Annotated in this window: 13 protein-coding genes; 9 read left to right on the top strand and 4 right to left on the bottom strand. The window is 56.9% G+C overall.

Features of this window, described 5'->3' with window-relative positions; genetic code table 11:
• Positions 1–6: 6 nt before the first annotated feature.
• Entirely contained in the window at positions 7–1821 is a 1815-nt protein-coding gene (locus DL88_RS05895; RefSeq protein ID WP_156970962.1) for a hypothetical protein, read from the bottom strand.
• A gap of 812 nt (positions 1822–2633) precedes the next feature.
• On the opposite strand from DL88_RS05895, the gene DL88_RS05890 reads away from it, so the two are divergent.
• A complete protein-coding gene (locus DL88_RS05890) occupies positions 2634–3698 on the top strand; it encodes a hypothetical protein (RefSeq protein ID WP_051955676.1) in 1065 nt (354 codons plus the stop codon).
• Here the strand turns inward: DL88_RS05890 and DL88_RS05885 are convergent.
• Positions 3685–4701: a ribose-phosphate diphosphokinase gene (locus DL88_RS05885; RefSeq protein ID WP_051955646.1), complete on the bottom strand. Its 1017-nt coding sequence runs from the start codon at positions 4699–4701 to the stop codon at positions 3685–3687. The genes DL88_RS05890 and DL88_RS05885 overlap by 14 nt on opposite strands.
• A 380-nt stretch (positions 4702–5081) precedes the next feature.
• Between DL88_RS05885 and DL88_RS19255 the strand changes: the two genes are divergently transcribed.
• A complete protein-coding gene (locus DL88_RS19255; protein WP_051955645.1) occupies positions 5082–6635 on the top strand; it encodes a hypothetical protein in 1554 nt (517 codons plus the stop codon).
• A 301-nt stretch (positions 6636–6936) separates the two neighbouring features.
• Here the strand turns inward: DL88_RS19255 and DL88_RS05875 are convergent, their stop codons facing one another.
• A complete protein-coding gene (locus tag DL88_RS05875; protein ID WP_034993347.1) occupies positions 6937–7497 on the bottom strand; it encodes a hypothetical protein in 561 nt (186 codons plus the stop codon).
• Positions 7498–7606: 109 nt separating this feature from the next.
• Between DL88_RS05875 and DL88_RS05870 the strand changes: the two genes are divergently transcribed.
• The 5 genes from DL88_RS05870 to DL88_RS05850 all read left to right on the top strand — a co-directional run bounded on the left by DL88_RS05870 (position 7607) and on the right by DL88_RS05850 (position 14783).
• Complete coding sequence (locus DL88_RS05870) at positions 7607–7912, top strand: hypothetical protein (protein ID WP_034993345.1); 306 nt, start codon at positions 7607–7609, stop codon at positions 7910–7912.
• A 1239-nt stretch (positions 7913–9151) separates the two neighbouring features.
• On the top strand, positions 9152–11245 hold the full coding sequence (gene tkt / locus DL88_RS05865; protein WP_034993343.1) for a transketolase: 2094 nt from the start codon (positions 9152–9154) through the stop codon (positions 11243–11245).
• The gene (gnd, locus tag DL88_RS05860) at positions 11145–12353 is read left to right on the top strand and encodes a phosphogluconate dehydrogenase (NAD(+)-dependent, decarboxylating) (RefSeq protein ID WP_280949195.1); all 1209 of its coding nucleotides are present in this window, start codon (positions 11145–11147) and stop codon (positions 12351–12353) included. Before tkt ends, gnd begins: the two co-directional genes overlap by 101 nt.
• Positions 12350–13918: a glucose-6-phosphate dehydrogenase gene (gene zwf, locus DL88_RS05855; protein WP_034993338.1), complete on the top strand. Its 1569-nt coding sequence runs from the start codon at positions 12350–12352 to the stop codon at positions 13916–13918. Before gnd ends, zwf begins: the two co-directional genes overlap by 4 nt.
• Positions 13919–13946: 28 nt before the next feature.
• Positions 13947–14783 (top strand): Cof-type HAD-IIB family hydrolase, encoded by an 837-nt coding sequence (locus tag DL88_RS05850; RefSeq protein WP_034993335.1) that lies wholly within the window; start codon positions 13947–13949, stop codon positions 14781–14783.
• 732 nt (positions 14784–15515) lie between these two features.
• Here the strand turns inward: DL88_RS05850 and DL88_RS20185 are convergent.
• Complete coding sequence (locus DL88_RS20185) at positions 15516–15980, bottom strand: hypothetical protein (RefSeq protein ID WP_156970961.1); 465 nt, start codon at positions 15978–15980, stop codon at positions 15516–15518.
• Positions 15981–16188: 208 nt separating this feature from the next.
• Between DL88_RS20185 and typA the strand changes: the two genes are divergently transcribed.
• A complete protein-coding gene (typA, locus tag DL88_RS05845; protein WP_034993330.1) occupies positions 16189–18009 on the top strand; it encodes a translational GTPase TypA in 1821 nt (606 codons plus the stop codon).
• A gap of 347 nt (positions 18010–18356) precedes the next feature.
• The gene (locus DL88_RS05840; protein WP_034993326.1) at positions 18357–19130 is read left to right on the top strand and encodes a L,D-transpeptidase; all 774 of its coding nucleotides are present in this window, start codon (positions 18357–18359) and stop codon (positions 19128–19130) included.
• Positions 19131–19223: the final 93 nt, after the last annotated feature.

Raw genomic sequence — 19223 nt, 5'->3', positions numbered from 1 at the left:
AGAATATCAGAGCGCATTGAGGAAATTCACGAGATCCTTTTGTTCCTGGGTCGTCAGCCCAATATTGAAACGTTTGTTATAGAAATAAATGACATCGCCCAATGTTGCCGCAGACCCATTGGAGAAATAGGGCGCACGCGCCGCCAAGGCCCGCAGCGGCGGCACTGAGGTCCGGCCGATGTCAGCGCATTTGCCGGTGATCAGCGCTTTACCCGGATCATTGGTAAGGACCACCGAGCCATGATAGGCAGTGGACGCGCCATTTTTGCACGTGAGTTTGAAAATCGGAAGTTTGGTCGAAGGCGCCGGCCCATTGTCGCTCACCGAATCGCCGACTGTTCCGATGTCATGCTGCGCCGTGACGAAAGTGTCGGTTCCAGCATTACGCTGACTGTGGCAGGTGGAGCAGGTTCCGGAAAAATTATTCCCCACGGCCGCAATATTGTTGAGTCCCGCGACATTGTTGATGGTAAATTGCCGATTATTGAAGAGATTCATTCCCCGGTAGATCGATGCCCGCTGTTGCGCCTGTGAGCCGGTAGCCGCGCTCCAGCCATTGTAGATATTGAAGGCCGGATTGAGCACGGGGAAATTGCCAGCCGTCTGTTGGGAGAGATTGACCGGGCCACCGAGCGCACCGTCAGCATTGAGACTACCCGCCGAATAATCATAGGATTGCGCACTAAAAAAGCCAGTTTCAAAGGCAACGATCTGTGCAAGCTGGGTGTTGGTGGGTGCCTGAGTTGCTTGCGCATGCCCTAAAGTCGCGTTGATGGCCTGACTTTGCAGCGTGGGCTCGCGACCATCCCACATGATATTGCCGCTTTGGCAAAGACCGGTAAAGGGATCGGTCGGCTGCTGCGCTCCGGTGATTCCATCCGCGCACAGGAAAGTGTTGCCGGGGATGGCCCCATTCGGATTAGCACCCGTTTGGGTTACGAATTTGAGATTGGTCGACATGACCGGACGGCGGTAGACGGAGGCCATCTGCACGGTCTTGCCGGTCGTTGGATCGACACTCGTGGCGTAGGCTGACAGCGTGTTGCACCCATTCGGGTCATTCGACACTGTCAGAGTATATTCTGCATTGGCGGGAATCGGCAGAAAGATTCGGAATAGACCTCTATTCAATAAAAGTCCGTGATTACTTGGTTGACTCGGGCAATCGGCGCCATCGACTGCGGCAAAGACGGGATCGCGTCCCAGACTGGCGGAAAATATCTGCTGAAGAAGGCCCGTGCTGACGCTCATGCCACTTGAGGGCTGGTGACAAGAAAAGCATGTGCGTCCGTTACTCCCAAGCGACTGGAAAAAGGCGTTCCCCGATGTCTGTGTCGAGCCACCTGGTTGATAGCTGCCGAGCCAACCCGTGGAATTTTGGTCCTGACTACTTTGCGGAATCACCTTTGGTGGCAGCGTTCCCGGTGAAGTCGCCACGCTCGTCGCCGTGGGAATACTGAATGCCTGATACAATACCGGAGGAAACCAGCTCGGCGGTTTTGCAGGTAAAGTCGTAATGAGAGAATTGACGGTGTCAGGATTAGCCGTTTGAGCCTCGGCGACACCTATTGGAAAATAAATAGTTCCGGCTACCATCCCGGCTGCGGTGCCAGCCCACAGAATGGGCCAATTTCGCATAATCTTACGCATGGTACCCCCATCCCATTCTTCAATTGAGCCAATCGCCAGACTGATTCGTATGCGCCAGATTTCCGTGATAATGACGGCACTTAAGATCCAAAACAGGACAAATACATACTGGCGATTTTTATCAAATATATCGCGAAATACTAAGACCCAGGCGAATAACGTTATATGCAAAAGAATGTTTACATGATGATATTAAAAATTACCGCGATGAGATTGTGTTATTTTTGTAACCTCCGCAAGTCACTTTCAGATACGACTTTCATCCAAATTTTTTCACTCACTGGCATCTTGACGCCACCGATTTTTACATACACACAAAATAATTTCAGTGTAATTGAGTTCCATGATATAGAGCGGCATGATGGTGAGCGATATAGCCGGCGTCGTGTAGGGCCTAAATCCAATCGCGAAAGGAAAGCACGCTATCCGACGTTCGCAAATTATTGAAAATTCGTCGCGTACTTGAGGCCAAGGATAAGGCCAGTAAATCATTCTCGTCGAGAAACCAGAAACAACACACCTTTTTGGCGTCTCTTCATCACGGCAACGGTCTTGATGCCGTCATACCCAAGTAATTGATTGTCATCTTTTTCCAACTGCTCAATTTACACATACGCGACAAGGCAATGGGGACAAAATGTCAAGCCAAAGGAAAGACAAAAGTGTTGTGATGTATTGCCAAGCACAAGCAGGAGAGACTTAACGGGCTCTTGCGCGTCTTCGTATCATCGGGGCAATGATCGCTTTCTATAATTCCGTATGACGCCCCTACCATCACGCATGCGGAAGCAAGAATTAGAAGCAGGAAGCCAAGATGATCTTTCCGTACCGAAAGCTCTGCGGCTCACGGCAGAATGAAATTCCTTTTCCAAAAGAAAATACCCACTTCACCGTTTGATGCTATAGCGACATGATATGTATCCTGGCTACAGACGATATTGACCTGCATCTATGAGCAAGTCGCTGATTTCGAAGTCTTGCGGATGATTGACACGGCCCCAACCCGCAGCGTGGCAACGCTTAATCCGACCGTCCAAAGCGAGGACAAGCTGGCGTTCCTCAAAGACGCGCGACATTTCCCGGGAGTGGTTCGTGGTGTCGAGATGCACGAGACCCATATGTCTTGGGTGTTCCTGACAGAGGACCGCGTCTATAAACTGAAGAAGCCGGTCCGGTTTCCCTATCTCGACTTTTCTACATTGGAACGCCGGGAGATCGCCTGCCGCGCGGAGGATACGCTGAACCGGCGGCTCGCACCCGATGTGTATGAGGGCGTTCTGCCGTTGACGATCGATGCTTCCGGTCTCGCCATCGGTGGTTCAGGCGAAACGGTCGACTGGCTTGTCGTCATGCGCCGGCTTGACCCCGCCACAAATTTCGAGACGGTCCTGCTCACGGGGCAACTGAAAATATGGCAAGTCGATCGCGTCGCGGCCACGCTGAAGGCCTTCTATCGCCATGCCCGCCCGGTGCTGATGCCGGCAGAGCACCTCCTCGCCGACTGGCGACGCGCGACTGCTCTCAATCGTAGCGTGCTTTGCGATAAGCGATTTGGCCTGCCACTTGGACCGATTGGCCGGATCCTCGGCCTCCAGCAGCGATTTCTTTCCGAGCATGGCGAAGTGCTCGCCAAGCGCGCGCGCAATGGGCGCATCATCGATGCCCATGGCGACCTGCGCCCGGAACATATCTGGCTGACCCGTCCCATAAGGATCATCGACTGCCTCGAATTCGACGCCCGCCTTCGCGCGCTCGATCCGCTCGATGAGATCGCCTTCCTGCACCTGGAATGCGAAAGGCTGGGTGCCTGCTGGGCTGGCGAGCGCATCCGCCGACGGCTTGCCACTCTGCTAGGCGAGCCACGCAGCTCCGGCCTGTTTCTCTTCTATCGGACCCAGCGGGCCCTGCTACGGGCACGGCTTTCGATCGCACATCTGCTGGATGAGCGGCCACGCACGCCGGAAAAATGGCCAAGGCGAGCGCATGCCTATATCAGACTCGCGGCAAGAGACGCTGTCGGGCTTGAACATTTCATCAGAAAACCATGAGATCGGTTAAGGGCTCGCCATCATGCAGCCGGCGGATGGTCTCGGCGATCAATGGCGCGGCACTCACGATTTCGAGCTTATCGCGCACCGGCCCGGCAGGGAGGCGGAAGGGCGGCACGCTGTCGGTCGCGACGATACGTTCGATCGCAGAATCCGCGAGGGTCTCTGCGGACCCTTCCATGAAGAGACCATGTGCGACGCAGGCGATGACTCTCCGGCCACCGCCCCGCAAAGCCGCACGGGCGGCGCGCACCAGCGTACCGCCCGTGCTGATGAGATCATCAACGATGATGCATGTCGCATCGCGCACGTCACCGACGAACAAATCGCCTGAGACGACACCGGCGCTACGATGCTTCTCGGCAAAGGCCTTGCCGACTGGCCGCCCGAGCTCCGCCTCCAGCACCTCACGAAAAAGATCCGCGCGCTTTCCCCCACCAAGGTCGGGCGAGACCACGCACACTGGCTCATCACCGATCAGCGGCCGTATATGGGCGACGAGGATCGGCGCCGCCGTCAGCGCCACCGTGCGCCGGCGAAAGGCGTTCTCGAACGCCGCCTCGTTATGAACTTCCAGCGTGACCAGCGTATCCGTTCCCAAAGCCTCGAACAGCGCGGCGACGTAGCGTGTCGTGACTGGATCATTCGGCTTGGTGCGGCGATCCTTGCGCGCATAGCATAGATAGGGTGCGATCGCAGTAACCCGCGCCGCACCCGCGTCCTTCACCGCCGCAATAAAGAACAACAGGCGGCAAAGCTTGTCGTTGGCGCTGGCCTGTGGTCCGCCATGGAGACTGTGCAGGATGTAGACGTCCGCATTGGCGACAGCCGTCAACGGCCTAGCCTTATGCTCGCCGTCCTCGAACTCCCGTTCCTCATGCGCTGCGCGATCAAGCCCGAGATGCCCGGCGACCAGAGTGCCGAGTTCATCGCTCCCGCTAAGGACAAACAAAAGCGGAGCGCCGGGAGCGGGGCGCGAAATCAAGGAGGCTGGAGATTGCATGTTCATCTCCTCGAGTCTTCCGGATTGAACCCGATCATCGCGCGATCGTCCGGCCCTGAAAGTCTCGCATTATAAAGCGGCGCAGAGAACCAAACCATCCAGACAGAGCCGAAGCGAAGCGTTTGCGAGGGCCGGCCTCTCTCCATTCGGAATACAGACAAACGCCGCGCCGGGCGCAGAGTTCGTTGAAGGGCTTCTCTCCGCCGGCCCATATAAAAGCCTGAAGCCGATCTGTTACGCCGTCGGGAAGAAGGGATCGGCAGCCAAACGCGCGTGATCTTCGGCGAGATCAGCTTCGCGCAGGGTAAGAGCGTCACACTTCCTTGCCTGCCGCTTTTCCGTCCGGGTCGACACGCGGTTGACAAGGAGTCCCGATCTCAATGTATGCCAAGACAAACCCAGCATTCTCTCCCGCCGCAGACGATTTCCCAAAACGGCTGAATCTCGGTTCGGGAAAGGATTTCCGGCCTGATTTTCTGAATATAGACATAGACGGCCGCTGGACACCTGATGCTGTGGTCGACCTTTGCACGCAGGAGATTGGTCAGCAGGGTCTTGTGCTCACGACGGAGCGCTTTGGGCGGATCCGGCTGATGCCCTGCACATTGACATCGATCATCGCGATGGACGTTCTCGAACATGTCGCACACTTGCCGATGCTGATGCGCAATTGCCTGACGCTTCTCGAATTCGGCGGTCTTTTCGAAATTCAGGTCCCTTATGATCTCTCCTTCGGCGCCTGGCAGGATCCGACGCATATACGTGCGTTCAATGAACGAAGCTGGCTCTATTATACCGATTGGTTCTGGTATCTCGGCTGGAACGATGCCCGTTTCACGCTGGACGCCCTCACCTTCGTGCCAAGTCCTTTCGGGGCCACCCTCATCGCCGAAGGCAAGAATCTCGAAGAGATCAGCCGCACGCCCCGCGCCATTGACGCGATGAAAGTCGTTCTCCGCAAAATCCCGTTGACGGCGCAGGAAAGCGGCATGGTCGAGACCATCCGGCCGGCACAGCGCGACTTCGGCTCTACGCTTTCGCCAATGCCGGCAGGCGCCTCCATTTCTCCCCCGTTCGCCGAGGGGTTCGAATACCATCGGCATCGTCATTGTATCTGGGTCGTCACACCGGAGAACTATCCTCATTCCCACGCCTTCGATGAAATCACCGAAGCCTTGAGCGCCGCTTTCGAGGAACTCGGAGGATCGGCGCCAATCGTTCGCCATCAATGGGAATGCGGCGATCGCGTGCCAATCGTTTTCGGCGCCCATCTCTTGCCGGAGGATATTAGCGCGACCCTGCCCAGAGACAGTATCATCGTGAATCTGGAACAGATCGACGATAAAAGCTCATGGACATCTGAAAGCTATTGCGCGCTCCTGTCGCGGCATCCGGTTCTTGATTACAGCCGGGACAATATCCACAAGCTGAATGCGCTCGGGATGGACCATATTCGTCTGCTCAAGCTTGGATACACATCAAGACTTGAGCGCATTCATGCTGTGGCCGAGCAGGATATCGATATTCTCTTCTATGGTTCATTGAACGAAAGGCGCCGCCTCGTTCTGCAGGCGCTCGAAGACCGCGGGCTCACCGTCGTGCATCTGTTTGGTGTTTACGGGCAGGATCGGGACGCTCTGATCGCTCGGGCGAAAATTGTCCTCAATCTCCACTTCTACGATGCGAAAATCTTCGAGATCGTTCGCGTCTTCTATCTGCTCACCAACCGGATCTGTATCGTCTCGGAAGGTTCAACGGACGATCCCGACGTACAGGATTTCGCTGACGGTCTTGCCCTTTGCCGCTATGAAGATCTCGTTGAAACCTGCGTCACACTCGCCAATGATCCCGAAAAACGGCATAGTCTTGCCACAAACGGCTACAGGCATATCCATGCTCATCCGCAATCCGCCTGTCTCGCACAATTATTCTGAGACATGCGTCATTGATGGTGCTTCGCGGCAATTCCGAAATTGTTCCCGCCAATTCTCTGATCTTGATGAGTGATGATGCGCTTCATCGATCCGGATTTGGGTTCTCCGCAGTGTCAGTTCGCGATTTCCATCGGAACTTGCTAGCCGGAGGATCGTACCTCTTCCGGATCATTTGGAGACATGAATCTTGAGGTTCATTTGTCCGCGAAAAACCGACAAATGCGACGGTACCGCAATCATTCTGCGTGTTTCATTGTAAAGGATACAGATCAGTCCCCTGATGAATGCGCGTATATGAAAATCAGGCCTTGGTGTCTTGCCCAACGGCCTTTCGCCGTTCCAGAGCCGCAGCCAGGCGCTCGGCTTCTTCCGCTATGCTCGCGGCCCTGCGCCGCATGAAAAGCAGGAGATCGTTTAAAATTACGTCGGGATTTTCAATGGGCTGGTCCCCCAGAAGCCAACGCGCCAAATCCGTCTCGTTGCGGCCCAAAGCTTGCGCAGTCTCACGTTGCCATTCGGCCCCAAAGAGGGAACGGCCGGCGTTGCGAAACAACGCTTCCGGCTCTTCAGCTGAGGAAGGATTTTCCGCACGGACTGTCTCCGCTTTGACCGGCGCGGTCAATTCCGCAAGGCGCATGATTTCCGGCAGAACAGTCCGCACCGTTTCGGCGCCAGTCAAAGGCACGACCCAATGACGCTTGTCGGGCCGCCATTGCACGCGTGGAACCCAGCGCAAAAGCTGCAAAATCTGTTCACTGAACCCTGCCTTGATGAGGATTGCATCCTCGGTCACTTCGATCCAGGGACTTTCCGGAAGCGGATGCGCCGCCAATGCGCTTCGCGCTTTTTCGAGAGAAACCATTTGTTTAGACATCCGCCTTTAAAAGATCGCGATGGAATGCTCGGGCTCGGCAATGCCGTAAAAGAATAAAACAGGAACAAACACCTTGCGATCCCGATTTGTTCGTTTTATGTTCGCTTTATTCACCTATGAAGGCCGGAGCCTGTTCACTATGTCCTCGCTCGCGAAAATCCGCAATCTTCTTCCTTTTGCGGGCTCCCTCTCTTTGGGACGCAGGATACAGGCCCAGCTGGTCCAGGAAGACGCTCTCTCCCTCATCAGCCGCTATCAGGACCAAGCCTATCGCGAGGCGCGCGACCGTGCGCGTGGAAAATGTCTGGAAGATCGTCGCTCCGCGGCTCATTGGCGGAAGGTGAAACTCACCATTGCCATGCAGCAGGGCATTCGCATTGGAACCAATTGCAGCGCGGCCTGACAGAACAAAGTCTTGCAGGACATTCTCCAGATCGAACACAAATTCCGGATGAAGAGAGCCAGGATTCCCCGAATGTCGGGAAGAAGAGGCATCCCGGAGAATTGGTTTGCGGATCGGCTTCGGTCCCGAACGTCTCCGATCTGAAGAGAAAAGTCATACCATTCAAGAATGTGGAATTGCTCCACGGTTTGAACGATGAGCAATCGCCCCCAAGAACGTCCCAAACCGGTTCTCCCAGAGCATCAAACTCAAAAATGAGTAGTTCGTCCGGGTCGATTTGACGAATCAATAAGCGCGATCATCACCGGAAAGAAATTTGGCGGAAACCCAAGCCGGTGGAGTGATTTTTGTCACTCCGAAGGCTTCAAGATCGCCGAAATTGAACCCGCCGCACCTAAACGCCTTGTGCCGGCTGAGAGACGCTTTGATCCCATCTCGAAGCATCCAATCCAATGAGAATGGCGCCGCGAAAGTCTGCCGCTCACGGATCGAACCCGTTACATACCGGGATACACTATCATATAATGCAGTTTTTCTCATACAAACAAGCATTGTATATTATATGAGATAAAATGGTAACTTCGGAATAATTTATAGGAAAAACTTACTTATATAGCCTATGCTTACAATAAACAGAGCTATAGCTTTACTGACGCGGAACTTTTCAATTCCTCTCTTCGGGCTCAATAAAGTGTGGCTTGGAGATTTGGCTTAAAGGCACCGTCTTCCCCTTAAATGGCACAGGAAACGATGCGTCTGTCGGTCCGACCATGACCGTGGTCATGAAGCGTGTGTGAGTGTCGCAGGTTCAAGATCGCGGAACGCGATCACGGCCATGTGAAACCATTCGGGGAACCATTGTCCTGGTCACGGCATCACACCAAAACATCAAAATTTCTTCGGATCATTTTAATCCGTGAGCGCATTACCTTCGAGATCCGCCTGTCTCCGGCAAACCTCACGGAAGATCAATGCGGCCTTAACACTAGCCTTCCGGCTTCTGATCCCTCGATAAAATATACAGTGTTTCAATGAGATATAGCTGAATAGCCATTGTGTCCCTAGCGATGCCCCATTGAGCCCGCAAAGTGCAGATCACCACTACACTCCCCCCATTCCTTTCCCATCTTGGCCCTTCCGGACTGCGGCTTGTTCGAACCCTGATGAACCTTTAAAGGCAGATGAAACATGCCTTGAACCGCTTCCGCTGCTCACCTTCCCCTACAAATCGAGCGTCTCATGTCCAGTGATCAGAACCTTGCCGCACAGTCGAATACGTCCAAGGAGGCCAAAGCGGCCATGGACCAGCTGTGCATCAACACGATCCGGACCCTGACGATCGATGCTGTTCAGAAGGCCAATTCCGGTCATGCGGGCGCACCCATGGCGCTGGCGCCTGTTGCCTATGTTCTGTGGCAGAAATTCCTGCGCTACGATCCAGCCAATCCGTTCTGGCCGAACCGTGATCGCTTCGTGCTTTCAGTCGGTCATGCCTCGATGCTGCTCTATTCCCTGCTGCATCTCACCAATGTCCGCGTGCCCGGCAAGCAGGAGCCCGCGGTCAGCCTGGAAGACCTCAAGAATTTCCGCCAGAACAGGAGCCGCACCCCCGGTCATCCCGAATATGGTTTCACCATTGGCGTCGAGACGACGACCGGGCCGCTCGGTGCCGGCTGCGGCACCAGTGTCGGCATGGCGATCGCCGGCCGCTGGCAGGCGGCCCGCTACAACCGCCCGGGACAGACCCTGTTCGATTATGATGTCTATACGCTGTGCAGCGATGGCGACATGATGGAAGGCGTCAGCTGCGAAGCGGCGTCACTCGCCGGTCATCTGCGCCTCAACAATCTTTGCTGGATCTATGACAGCAACCACATCACCATCGAAGGCAAGACCGATCTTGCCTATTCCGAAGATGTCGCGAAACGGTTCGAAGCCTATGGCTGGCACGTCCTCACTGTGGCCGATGCCAATGATTTGCTCGCCGTGGAAGTCGCACTCGCCAATTTCAAACAGACAACCGACAAGCCGACGCTGATCATCGTCCGCTCAATCATTGGCTATGGCGCGCCGCACAAACAGAATACATCCTCGGCCCATTCCGATCCTCTCGGTGTCGAGGAAGTGAAACTCACCAAACGCTTTTACGGCTGGCCGGAAGACGCTCAATTCCTGGTTCCGGATGGTGTCGTGGATCATTTCGCCGCCTCCTTCGGCCAGCGCGGCAAGACGCTTTATGCGCAATGGACGAACCTGTTTGACGGCTATCGTCAGACCGAGGCCAAGGCGGCGGTGGAACTCGACAGCCTCTTTGCGCGTGAATTGCCGGAAAATTGGGACAAGGCGCTCCCGACCTTCCCGGCCGATCCCAAAGGCATGGCGACGCGCGATGCCTCCGGAAAGGTCCTCAATGCCATCGCGGAATATTGTCCCTGGCTTGTCGGCGGATCGGCCGATCTCGCGCCTTCCAACAAGACCAAACTGACCTTCGAGGGCGCGGGAACGCTCGAAGCCGCCACGCCTGGCGGACGAAACATGCATTTCGGCATTCGCGAACATGCCATGGGCGCGATCGTCAATGGTCTCGGCCTCTGCGATCTGCGCGCCTTCGGCGCCACTTTCCTCGTCTTCAGCGATTATATGCGCCCGGCGATCCGCCTGGGCGCGCTCATGGAATTGCCGGTCTTTTTCATCTTCACGCATGATTCCATCGGTGTCGGCGAAGACGGTCCGACACACCAGCCGGTCGAACATCTCGCCAGCCTGCGCGCCATGCCAGGGCTTCTTACCTTGCGGCCCGCCGATGCGAATGAAGTCGTCGAAGCTTATCGGGTCATCCTTGCGCAGACGAGCCGCCCATCAGCCCTCATCCTGAGCCGCCAGGCATTACCGACCTTCGACCGGACAATTTATGCGCCGGCCGATGGGCTCGCGCGAGGCGCCTATATCCTTGCCGATACCGAAGGCGATGACACCAAGGTCATTCTCATCGCCAGCGGCAGCGAAGTGCAATTGTGCGTTGAAGTTTTCGAGCGTCTGAAAAAGGATGGCAAGAGCGTCCGCGTCGTCAGCATGGCCTCGTGGGAGTTGTTCGAGGAACAGGAAGAAGCCTACCGGCATAAGGTCCTACCCCCTGCCCTCACCGCGCGCGTCGTCATCGAACAAGGCAGCAGCCTCGGCTGGGAACGCTATGCAGGCCCAAGCGGAACCATCATCGCCATGAATTCGTTCGGTGCTTCGGCCCCCTACAAGGTTTTGCAGGAACGGTTTGGCTTCACGGCCGATCACTTGGCGGAGGCGGCGCTGGAGCAGCTCGCCCATACGGAAAGCTGACCCTCAAGGCGGAAATGACGGCATTTCACCAACGCGCTTGGAAACCGAGCACGAGAGGGAGAGTAAAAGACAAACCACCGGCGCCGCTCTTGAGGAGAGAGCCATGCAATTGGGCATTATCGGCCTTGGCCGCATGGGCGGCAATATTGCGCGGCGCCTCGCACGAGGTGGCCATCAATGCATCGTCCATGACGCGCGGCCCGCAGCCATAGAAATTCTTGCAGAAGAAGGCCTGCGCGGCGCCGCCGACCCCGCCGCTCTCGTCGCAGCGCTGGCCCCGCCGCGTATTCTCTGGTTCATGCTGCCAGCAGGCGACGTCACGGAGACAGCCATTGCGGCATTCTCCGATCTTCTTGCCCCGGGCGATATTCTGATCGACGGCGGCAATACTTTCTATAAGGACGATATCCGCCGCGCGCGCAAACTCGGCGAGCGCGGCCTCCATTATCTCGATGTCGGCACCTCAGGGGGCGTCTGGGGTCTCGAACGCGGCTATTGCATGATGATCGGCGGCCCCGCCGACATCATCTCCTGGCTCGATCCCATTTTCCGGACCCTTGCCCCAGGATCGGGCGAAATCGAGCGCACACCACGCCGCAGCAATGCCGATCCACGCGCAGAACAAGGCTATATTCACGCCGGTCCGGCGGGCGCCGGTCATTTCGTGAAGATGGTTCACAACGGGATCGAATATGGCCTGATGCAGGCCTATGCCGAGGGCTTCGATATTCTGCGCAACAAGGCCTCGGAAGACCTGCCCGAGGCGGAACGCTACACACTTAATGTCGCCGATATCGCCGAAGTCTGGCGGCGCGGCAGCGTCATTTCCTCCTGGCTGCTCGACCTTGCCGCGCGCGCCCTCGCCGAGGATGGCGATCTCAAAGGCTTTGAAGGCGATGTCGCCGATTCCGGTGAGGGCCGCTGGACCATCGAGGCAGCCATCGAGGAAGCCGTGCCAGCCAATGTCCTTGCCGCCTCACTATTCGCGCGGTTTCGCTCACGCAGCCAGCACAGGTTCAGCGAAAAATTGCTCTCCGCCATGCGGTTCGGCTTTGGCGGCCATCAGGAAGGAAAGATCAAGGAAACGGCGAGAGAACAGGCCAAATGACGGAAGTCCTTCCGGCTCCCCACTGTCCACCGACGCCGCCGGACGCCGCGCCGCCCTGTCTCATCGTCATTTTCGGCGCGCGCGGCGATCTGACCCATCGCCTTCTCATCCCGGCCCTCCTCGATCTCGCACGCGAAGGCCTGCTTGCGAAGGACACACGCATTCTCGGCGTCGATCATCATGAGGAGGATGATGAAAGTTTTCGCAACGCCGTTCTCGCCGCATGCCATGACAACAAAAGCAACGGCGCCCGGGATTTTCTTCGCTCCCGTCTCTTCTATCAGCGCGGCGATTTCACCGCAGCCGCGACCTTCGACGCAATCGCGCGGCATTTGCCGGAACCGTGTCCAGACGCACGCGCCGAGAGCCGGCCGGATGCGGAAACCGAAAAGAAATCCTGTGGCAATGCGATTTTTTATCTCGCGACTGCCCCCCGTTTCTTCGAAACCATCATCGATCTCCTCAGCCAGGCCGGTCTGCTACGGGAGGAAGACGGCCATTTTCGCCGGATCATCATCGAAAAACCATTCGGCCGCGATCTGGCGTCGGCGCAGGCTCTCAACAAGGCGATTTTGCGCGTCGCCGCCGAAACACAAATCTACCGGATCGATCATTACCTCGGCAAGGAAACTGTGCAGAACATCATGGTTCTGCGTTTTGCCAATTTCATGTTCGAGCCGATCTGGGATCGCAGCCATATCGATGCCGTCGAGATCACCGCGGCGGAAACCGTCGGTGTCGAAGGCCGGGGACGTTTCTACGACACCGCAGGCGCCCTACGCGACATGGTGCCGAACCACATGTTCCAACTGCTGTCGATGATCGGCATGGAACCACCCAATTCCTTCGATGCCGAAGCCATCCGCACGGAAAAAGCCAAGGTTCTGGAAGCCGTGCGCCCCTATAGCCCTCAAGAAGCGATGGCCAATGCTGTGCGCGGGCAATATGGCGCGGGCACGATCGCCGGTGCCGCACAGAGGGCCTACCGCGCCGATGCGAGCGTCGATGCGGCAAGCGAGACCGAAACCTTCGTCGCATTGACGCTTTGGATCGACAATTGGCGCTGGCAGGGCGTGCCGTTTCTCATCCGCACCGGCAAAGCTCTGGCGGCCCGGCGCACGGAAGCCGTCATTCACTTCAGGAAAGCGCCCGGCGTGTTGTTTCGCCACATTCCGGCATGTGACCTTTCCCCCGGGCGGCTGATCTTGAAAATTCAGCCCGACGAAGGGCTGAGTCTGCGTTTCGTCATCAAGCATCCCGGCCGCCAGATCGTGCTCACCGATGCGGAAATGCAGTTCTTTTATGCCAATGCTTTCAAAAGCCGCCCAAGTACCGGCTATGAAACCCTGCTTTACGATTGCCTGACGGGGGATCCGACATTATTCCAGCGTGCCGATCATGTGGAAGCAGGCTGGGCGGTAGTACAGCCTTTCCTCGATGGTTTCGCCGATCCTGCGCTTGGCCGGCTTAGCCCGCTGGAAATCTATGCGGCGGGAAGCCAAGGTCCCTCCGGGGCGGCGGCGCTTGCGGCGCGTTGCGGACACCTCTGGCACGAACTTGCATGAATTGTAACGTTCCCGCTCGGAAATCGCCATGAGAGAGGCGAAAGCACCGATCTCGCTGTTCGTGTCGGATGTAGACGGCACCCTGCTCACCCCCGACAAAAGGCTGACTCCAGCCACCATCGCCGCCGTGAACACCCTCAAAGAATACGGGCTGCCCTTCGCTCTGGCATCAAGCCGGCCACCGCAGGGCTTTCGCACGCTGATCGAGCCGTTGCGCCTGACATTGCCCTTCGCTGCCTTCAATGGCGGCATGATCGTCGACCCACACGGCCAATGTCTTGCCCTTGATCTCCTGCCGGAAGCTTGCGCGCAGGAATCCATTGCCACGATTCTGGCGCAGGATCTCGAGGTTTGGCTGTTCACACAGGACAAGTGGTACCTCCTCGACGACAAAGGTGCCTATGTCGCCCATGAGCAGCACGCCATTGGAGTGGCTCCGATCACCGTCGCCGATTTTTCCGGCCTCTTCGGCCAGGCAGCCAAAATCGTCGGTTCATCGCGGGATTTTACGAGGGTCGCCGCTTGCGAGGCGATCCTCGAAGCTAATCTCGCCGGCAAGGCCAATGCGCATCGCTCACAAGCCTATTATGTCGATGTCACGCCGCGCGATGCGGACAAGGGCCATGCGGTCGAGAAGCTCGCCGCCTATTGCAACGTGCCGCTTTCCGAGGTCGCGGTCATCGGCGATATGGCGAATGATCTCGCGATGTTCGCCAAGGCAGGCTTTTCAATTGCCATGGGCAATGCAACCGAAGCCGTGAAAGCGAAAGCAGATGCTGTCGCAGCGGACAATCGGCACGAGGGTTTCGCTCGCGCCGTTGAAACCTTCATCCTGCCGCGTCTGAAACGGCATTCCGCCCACTGACGGAGGAGCCGAATAGACGAATTTTCAAGATGCTGCGAAAGCCGCCAACGACGATCTCGTTCCTGTTGGCTCCGATTCGTCGCTAAGGGAAGGTCATCAGCCTCATCTCCCGAGCCAACTGATTCTCAGCCGCATGCGCGAAATGCGGAAAAGCGATGATCCACAGGCGAGAGCCCTGAAGCCTTGATAGAATGCACAAAAATACGGCAACGCTCATAAAAATACCTTTGTGCCGCTTGAGCAGGCTTCCAAAGTCGATTCGTTTACAGTATAAGCTGGCGCAACGATTGAGGGCTTTCCGTCGACTCCGTGGACCCGAGTTGGAGGATGGCAGCTGGGCGGTTCTGATGCGTCAGAGCCGCGTCAGCTTCGCATAACCGGAGCAGGATCTCCTGATCAGCCGGTTTCATTGCAGAACCTGTTTCGGCAGAAGTGTTTGGCAAATGTCAGTGATTGCACGCGGACATTTAAGCCAGAACAAACGCAAGCCAGAACAAACAAACGGCATTAAGGCTATAGGACAGGATCATTTGGCGCGATGATCCTGTTCTTACGCCGATATTGCCGCATAAGCTGGCATGTTCGGATATTGCCGAACAGATTCCTTAAGACATGCGGGCATTTTCAAGTTTTTTGAACCGTTCTGTTAAGTCTATCCAAATCGAGAATGCTCGAAATTAACAATCCCTCAGCAGGGGTTCCGTTTGTTTCAACGGGAAATCCTGTTTCCATTCAAGAGTAGCGCAATTTGTTCCAAGCAGCTTCGCAAAAGACCAGATTCTTTGTAACGAGTCTGAATTTGTTCGAGCATTTGGACATGAAGCGATTCAACTTTACAAAAAAACGCTCTTCAAAAACCCTCTCGGTTGAATCGATCCAGCCATAAACCCTTGCAGGGATCAATTTATGGCATAAATATTGCTGTCGGTTTGCCGCGTTGCACAAATTGTCCGGCGCAGCATCAATGGGGGATTGTCTCTTCTCCCATGCCTCGTTGACGTTCAGAGCCGAAGGCGATGTCCCGCCATGCGGTCCAAAATCTGATCCTGCTTGCCGGAACAGAACTGGTCTGGACTCTCGCATCCAGCTCCGGCCCGTGGAGTGCAAATCTGGTTTTCTAGCGTCACCAGAAAAACAGAGCATTGGAAAGGCTCTCATTTGTCGAGGAACCGCCTCGGCCATCGGAACCTGCGACACGCGACATTCCCTGAGCCCAGGGTGCCTACGCCGCCTGTTTGAGACATCATTCGTTTGATATATGGGCGCGATAGGGTATGTCCTCTGCACCTTGCCCGCACAAGCGGAATGGACCGGCGGCCGATCCTCTTGAAGTGCGCCACGCTACTTGCTTCCGATCCGCCCCAACGGCGTCACGATTCGATCTTTTCATTTGGAACAATCACATATGGATCTGCGGAATATCGCCATCATCGCCCACGTCGACCATGGCAAGACGACCCTCGTCGACCGTCTCCTGCAACAATCCGGCGCCTTTCGCGAAAATCAGCGGGTCGCCGAGCGCGTCATGGATTCGAACGATCTGGAAAAGGAACGCGGCATCACGATCATGGCCAAGGCGACTTCGATCGCCTGGAAGGATACCCGGATCAACATCGTCGACACGCCCGGCCACGCCGATTTCGGCGGTGAGGTTGAACGCATTCTCTCCATGGTCGATGGCGCCATCGTGCTCGTCGATGCGGCGGAAGGCCCGATGCCGCAGACCAAATTCGTCGTCGGCAAGGCGCTGAAGATTGGCCTGAAGCCGATCGTCGCCATCAACAAGGTCGACAAGCCCGACGCCCGCATCAGCGAAGTGGTGAACGAAGTCTTCGACCTCTTCGCCGCCCTCGATGCCACTGACGAACAGCTCGATTTTCCAATTCTCTACGGCTCCGCCAAACAGGGCTGGATGGCCGATAGCCCGGAAGGGCCGCAAGACGGCATGGGTCCGCTGTTCGATCTCGTCATCAAACACGTGCCACCGCCAACGATTGGCGAGGGCGGCTTCCGCATGCTCGGCACGCTGCTCGAATCCAATCCCTATCTTGGCCGTCTCATCACCGGACGGGTTTTCTCTGGCTCGGTGAAGCCCAACCAGGCGGTCAAGGTTCTCGACCGCGCCGGCAATGTCGTCGAGCAGGGCCGCGTCTCCAAGATCCTCGCGTTCCGCGGCATTGAACGGGCGCCGATCGAGGAAGCCGAGGCCGGAGATATCATCGCCATTGCGGGCCTTGAGAAATTCAACGTCGCCGACACGCTCTGCGCTCCTGAAATCAGCGAGCCGCTGCAAGCGCAGCCGATCGATCCGCCGACCCTGTCGATGACCTTCCTCGTCAATGATTCGCCGCTTGCCGGCACCGAAGGCGACAAGGTCACGAGCCGCATGATCCGCGCCCGTCTCCTGAAGGAAGCCGAAGGCAATGTCGCGCTCAAGGTCGAGGATTCTCCCGGTGGTGAATCCTTCATCGTTTCGGGACGCGGCGAATTGCAGCTCGCGATCCTGATCGAGACCATGCGCCGCGAAGGGTTCGAACTCGGCGTCTCCCGGCCCAAGGTTGTCTATCAGCGCGACGAGGATGCCAAGCAATTGCTGGAGCCGGTCGAGGAAGTCGTCATCGACGTCGATGAAGAACATTCCGGCGTGGTCGTCCAGAAAATGTCCGAGCGCAAGGCCGATATGATCGAGATGCGCCCCTCGGGTGGCAATCGCCTGCGTCTCGTCTTCCATGCGCCGACGCGCGGCCTCATCGGCTATCAGGGCGAATTGCTGACGGACACGCGCGGCACCGCCATCATGAACCGCCTGTTCCACTCCTATTCCCCATGGCGCGGGGAGATCACCGGCCGCCGCAACGGCGTCCTGATTTCCAACGATCAGGGTGAATCCGTCGCCTATGCGATGTGGAAGCTCGAGGATCGCGGTCCGATGATGATCGATCCGGGCCAAAAGGTTTATCGCGGCATGATCGTCGGTGAACATACCCGCGACAATGACCTCGAAATCAACGTGCTGAAAGGCAAGCAGCTCACCAATATCCGCGCCGCTGGCAAGGATGAGGCCGTGAAGCTGACGCCGCCGATCAAGCTGACGCTCGAACGGGCGCTCGCCTATATCGAGGAAGACGAACTCGTCGAGGTCACGCCGAAATCGATCCGGCTGCGCAAGACGCTGCTTGATCCGAACGACCGCAAGCGCGCCACCCGCTCCAAAGAAAGCGCGTAATCGCCAATATCAAAGGGCGATGAGCCTCGATCATCGCCCTTCCGCTCCGCGACTGCGTGCTGGCGCGCTCAAGAGGGAAATTCCGTTGATCCGCCATCGGATGAGCGGGTTTCGCTCCCGGCGCACCGCGAAACAATTTCCCCTTATCTTTATTTCACCATGCAAAGACTTCCGGGAGGAAGATTTGCCGGGAACACGCGCACAAGAGACAGGTTTGCAAGAGAAAGACTTGCCAAATTGCGCTGGAGCGACACATAAAAGTCCTCTCTGTGTCTCCTTGGCACTATCGAGTGGAGCGGTTTCTTTCTACTTGTAGGCGTCCATCATCCAGCTTAGACGTTGCGCCCATGCTTATGTCCAGTCGCCATCTGCTTTTGATCGGTTCCCTAGCACTCGGTGCCCTGGCGCTCGGCGGCTGTGCCGATGATGAAGAACCCGATCTGCAGGCGGCGCTCCCCAGCCAGCCAGCTGTTCCCGCTGATGAAGTGGCGGAGAGCTCGGATAAGCCGTCACATCCGGTCGTGAAGGCCGGTAATTATGATTCCATGTATGGTCCGATCAAAGACGAAAAATTCCCGGTTTCAGGCATTAAGGTCGCTACTGTCGATCCGAATTTCCTGCGCAAGGAAGTCACTTACTCAACGAAAGAGCCTGTCGGGACGATCGTCATCGATCCGCCGCATCATTATCTCTATCTCGTCGAAGAAGACGGCAAGGCCATGCGTTACGGCGTCGGCGTCGGGCGTGAAGGTTTTGGCTGGTCCGGCGAGGCGACCATCAACTTCAAGCGCGAATGGCCGGATTGGTATCCGCCGAAGGAAATGTACGAGCGCCAACCCGAACTCAAAAAGAAGATGGCGCAATTGCAGAGCGGGCTCGGCATGGCGGGTGGTCCCGGCAATCCGATCGGCGCCCGCGGCATGTATCTGTGGCAGGGCAACAAGGATACATTATATCGTATCCATGGAACGGTCGAGCCCTGGACCATCGGCAAGAGTGTCTCGTCCGGCTGTATCCGCATGATCAATCAGGACGTCATCGACCTCTATCAGCGCGTTTCCGTCGGTGCGCGCGTCGTCGTCCTCGGCAGCAAACAGCCGGCCAAGGTAGCTGGGCTCTGATGAACGGCTCCTTCCGCCAGGCTGGAGCCGATTCAGTGGCTTGGCACATGGTGGGACAAGCGTCGGAAGAAGCGGGCATTTCCACGCTTCATC

It is taken from the genome of Beijerinckia mobilis, assembly GCF_000745425.1.
GTDB lineage: Bacteria > Pseudomonadota > Alphaproteobacteria > Rhizobiales > Beijerinckiaceae > Beijerinckia > Beijerinckia mobilis.
Note: the sequence above shows the minus strand (reverse complement) of the source record. Positions and strands in the feature narration are given on the sequence as shown.

Excerpts from the sequence above, each read along its gene's own strand:
- DL88_RS05890 (WP_051955676.1), top strand. The coding sequence starts at position 2,634 with ATGATTGACACGGCCCCAACCCGCAGCGTGGCAACGCTTAATCCGACC.
- DL88_RS05885 (WP_051955646.1), bottom strand. The coding sequence starts at position 4,701 with ATGCAATCTCCAGCCTCCTTGATTTCGCGCCCCGCTCCCGGCGCTCCG.
- DL88_RS19255 (WP_051955645.1), top strand. The coding sequence starts at position 5,082 with ATGTATGCCAAGACAAACCCAGCATTCTCTCCCGCCGCAGACGATTTC.
- DL88_RS05875 (WP_034993347.1), bottom strand. The coding sequence starts at position 7,497 with ATGGTTTCTCTCGAAAAAGCGCGAAGCGCATTGGCGGCGCATCCGCTT.
- DL88_RS05870 (WP_034993345.1), top strand. The coding sequence starts at position 7,607 with ATGTTCGCTTTATTCACCTATGAAGGCCGGAGCCTGTTCACTATGTCC.
- tkt (WP_034993343.1), top strand. The coding sequence starts at position 9,152 with ATGTCCAGTGATCAGAACCTTGCCGCACAGTCGAATACGTCCAAGGAG.
- zwf (WP_034993338.1), top strand. The coding sequence starts at position 12,350 with ATGACGGAAGTCCTTCCGGCTCCCCACTGTCCACCGACGCCGCCGGAC.
- DL88_RS05850 (WP_034993335.1), top strand. The coding sequence starts at position 13,947 with ATGAGAGAGGCGAAAGCACCGATCTCGCTGTTCGTGTCGGATGTAGAC.
- typA (WP_034993330.1), top strand. The coding sequence starts at position 16,189 with ATGGATCTGCGGAATATCGCCATCATCGCCCACGTCGACCATGGCAAG.
- DL88_RS05840 (WP_034993326.1), top strand. The coding sequence starts at position 18,357 with ATGCTTATGTCCAGTCGCCATCTGCTTTTGATCGGTTCCCTAGCACTC.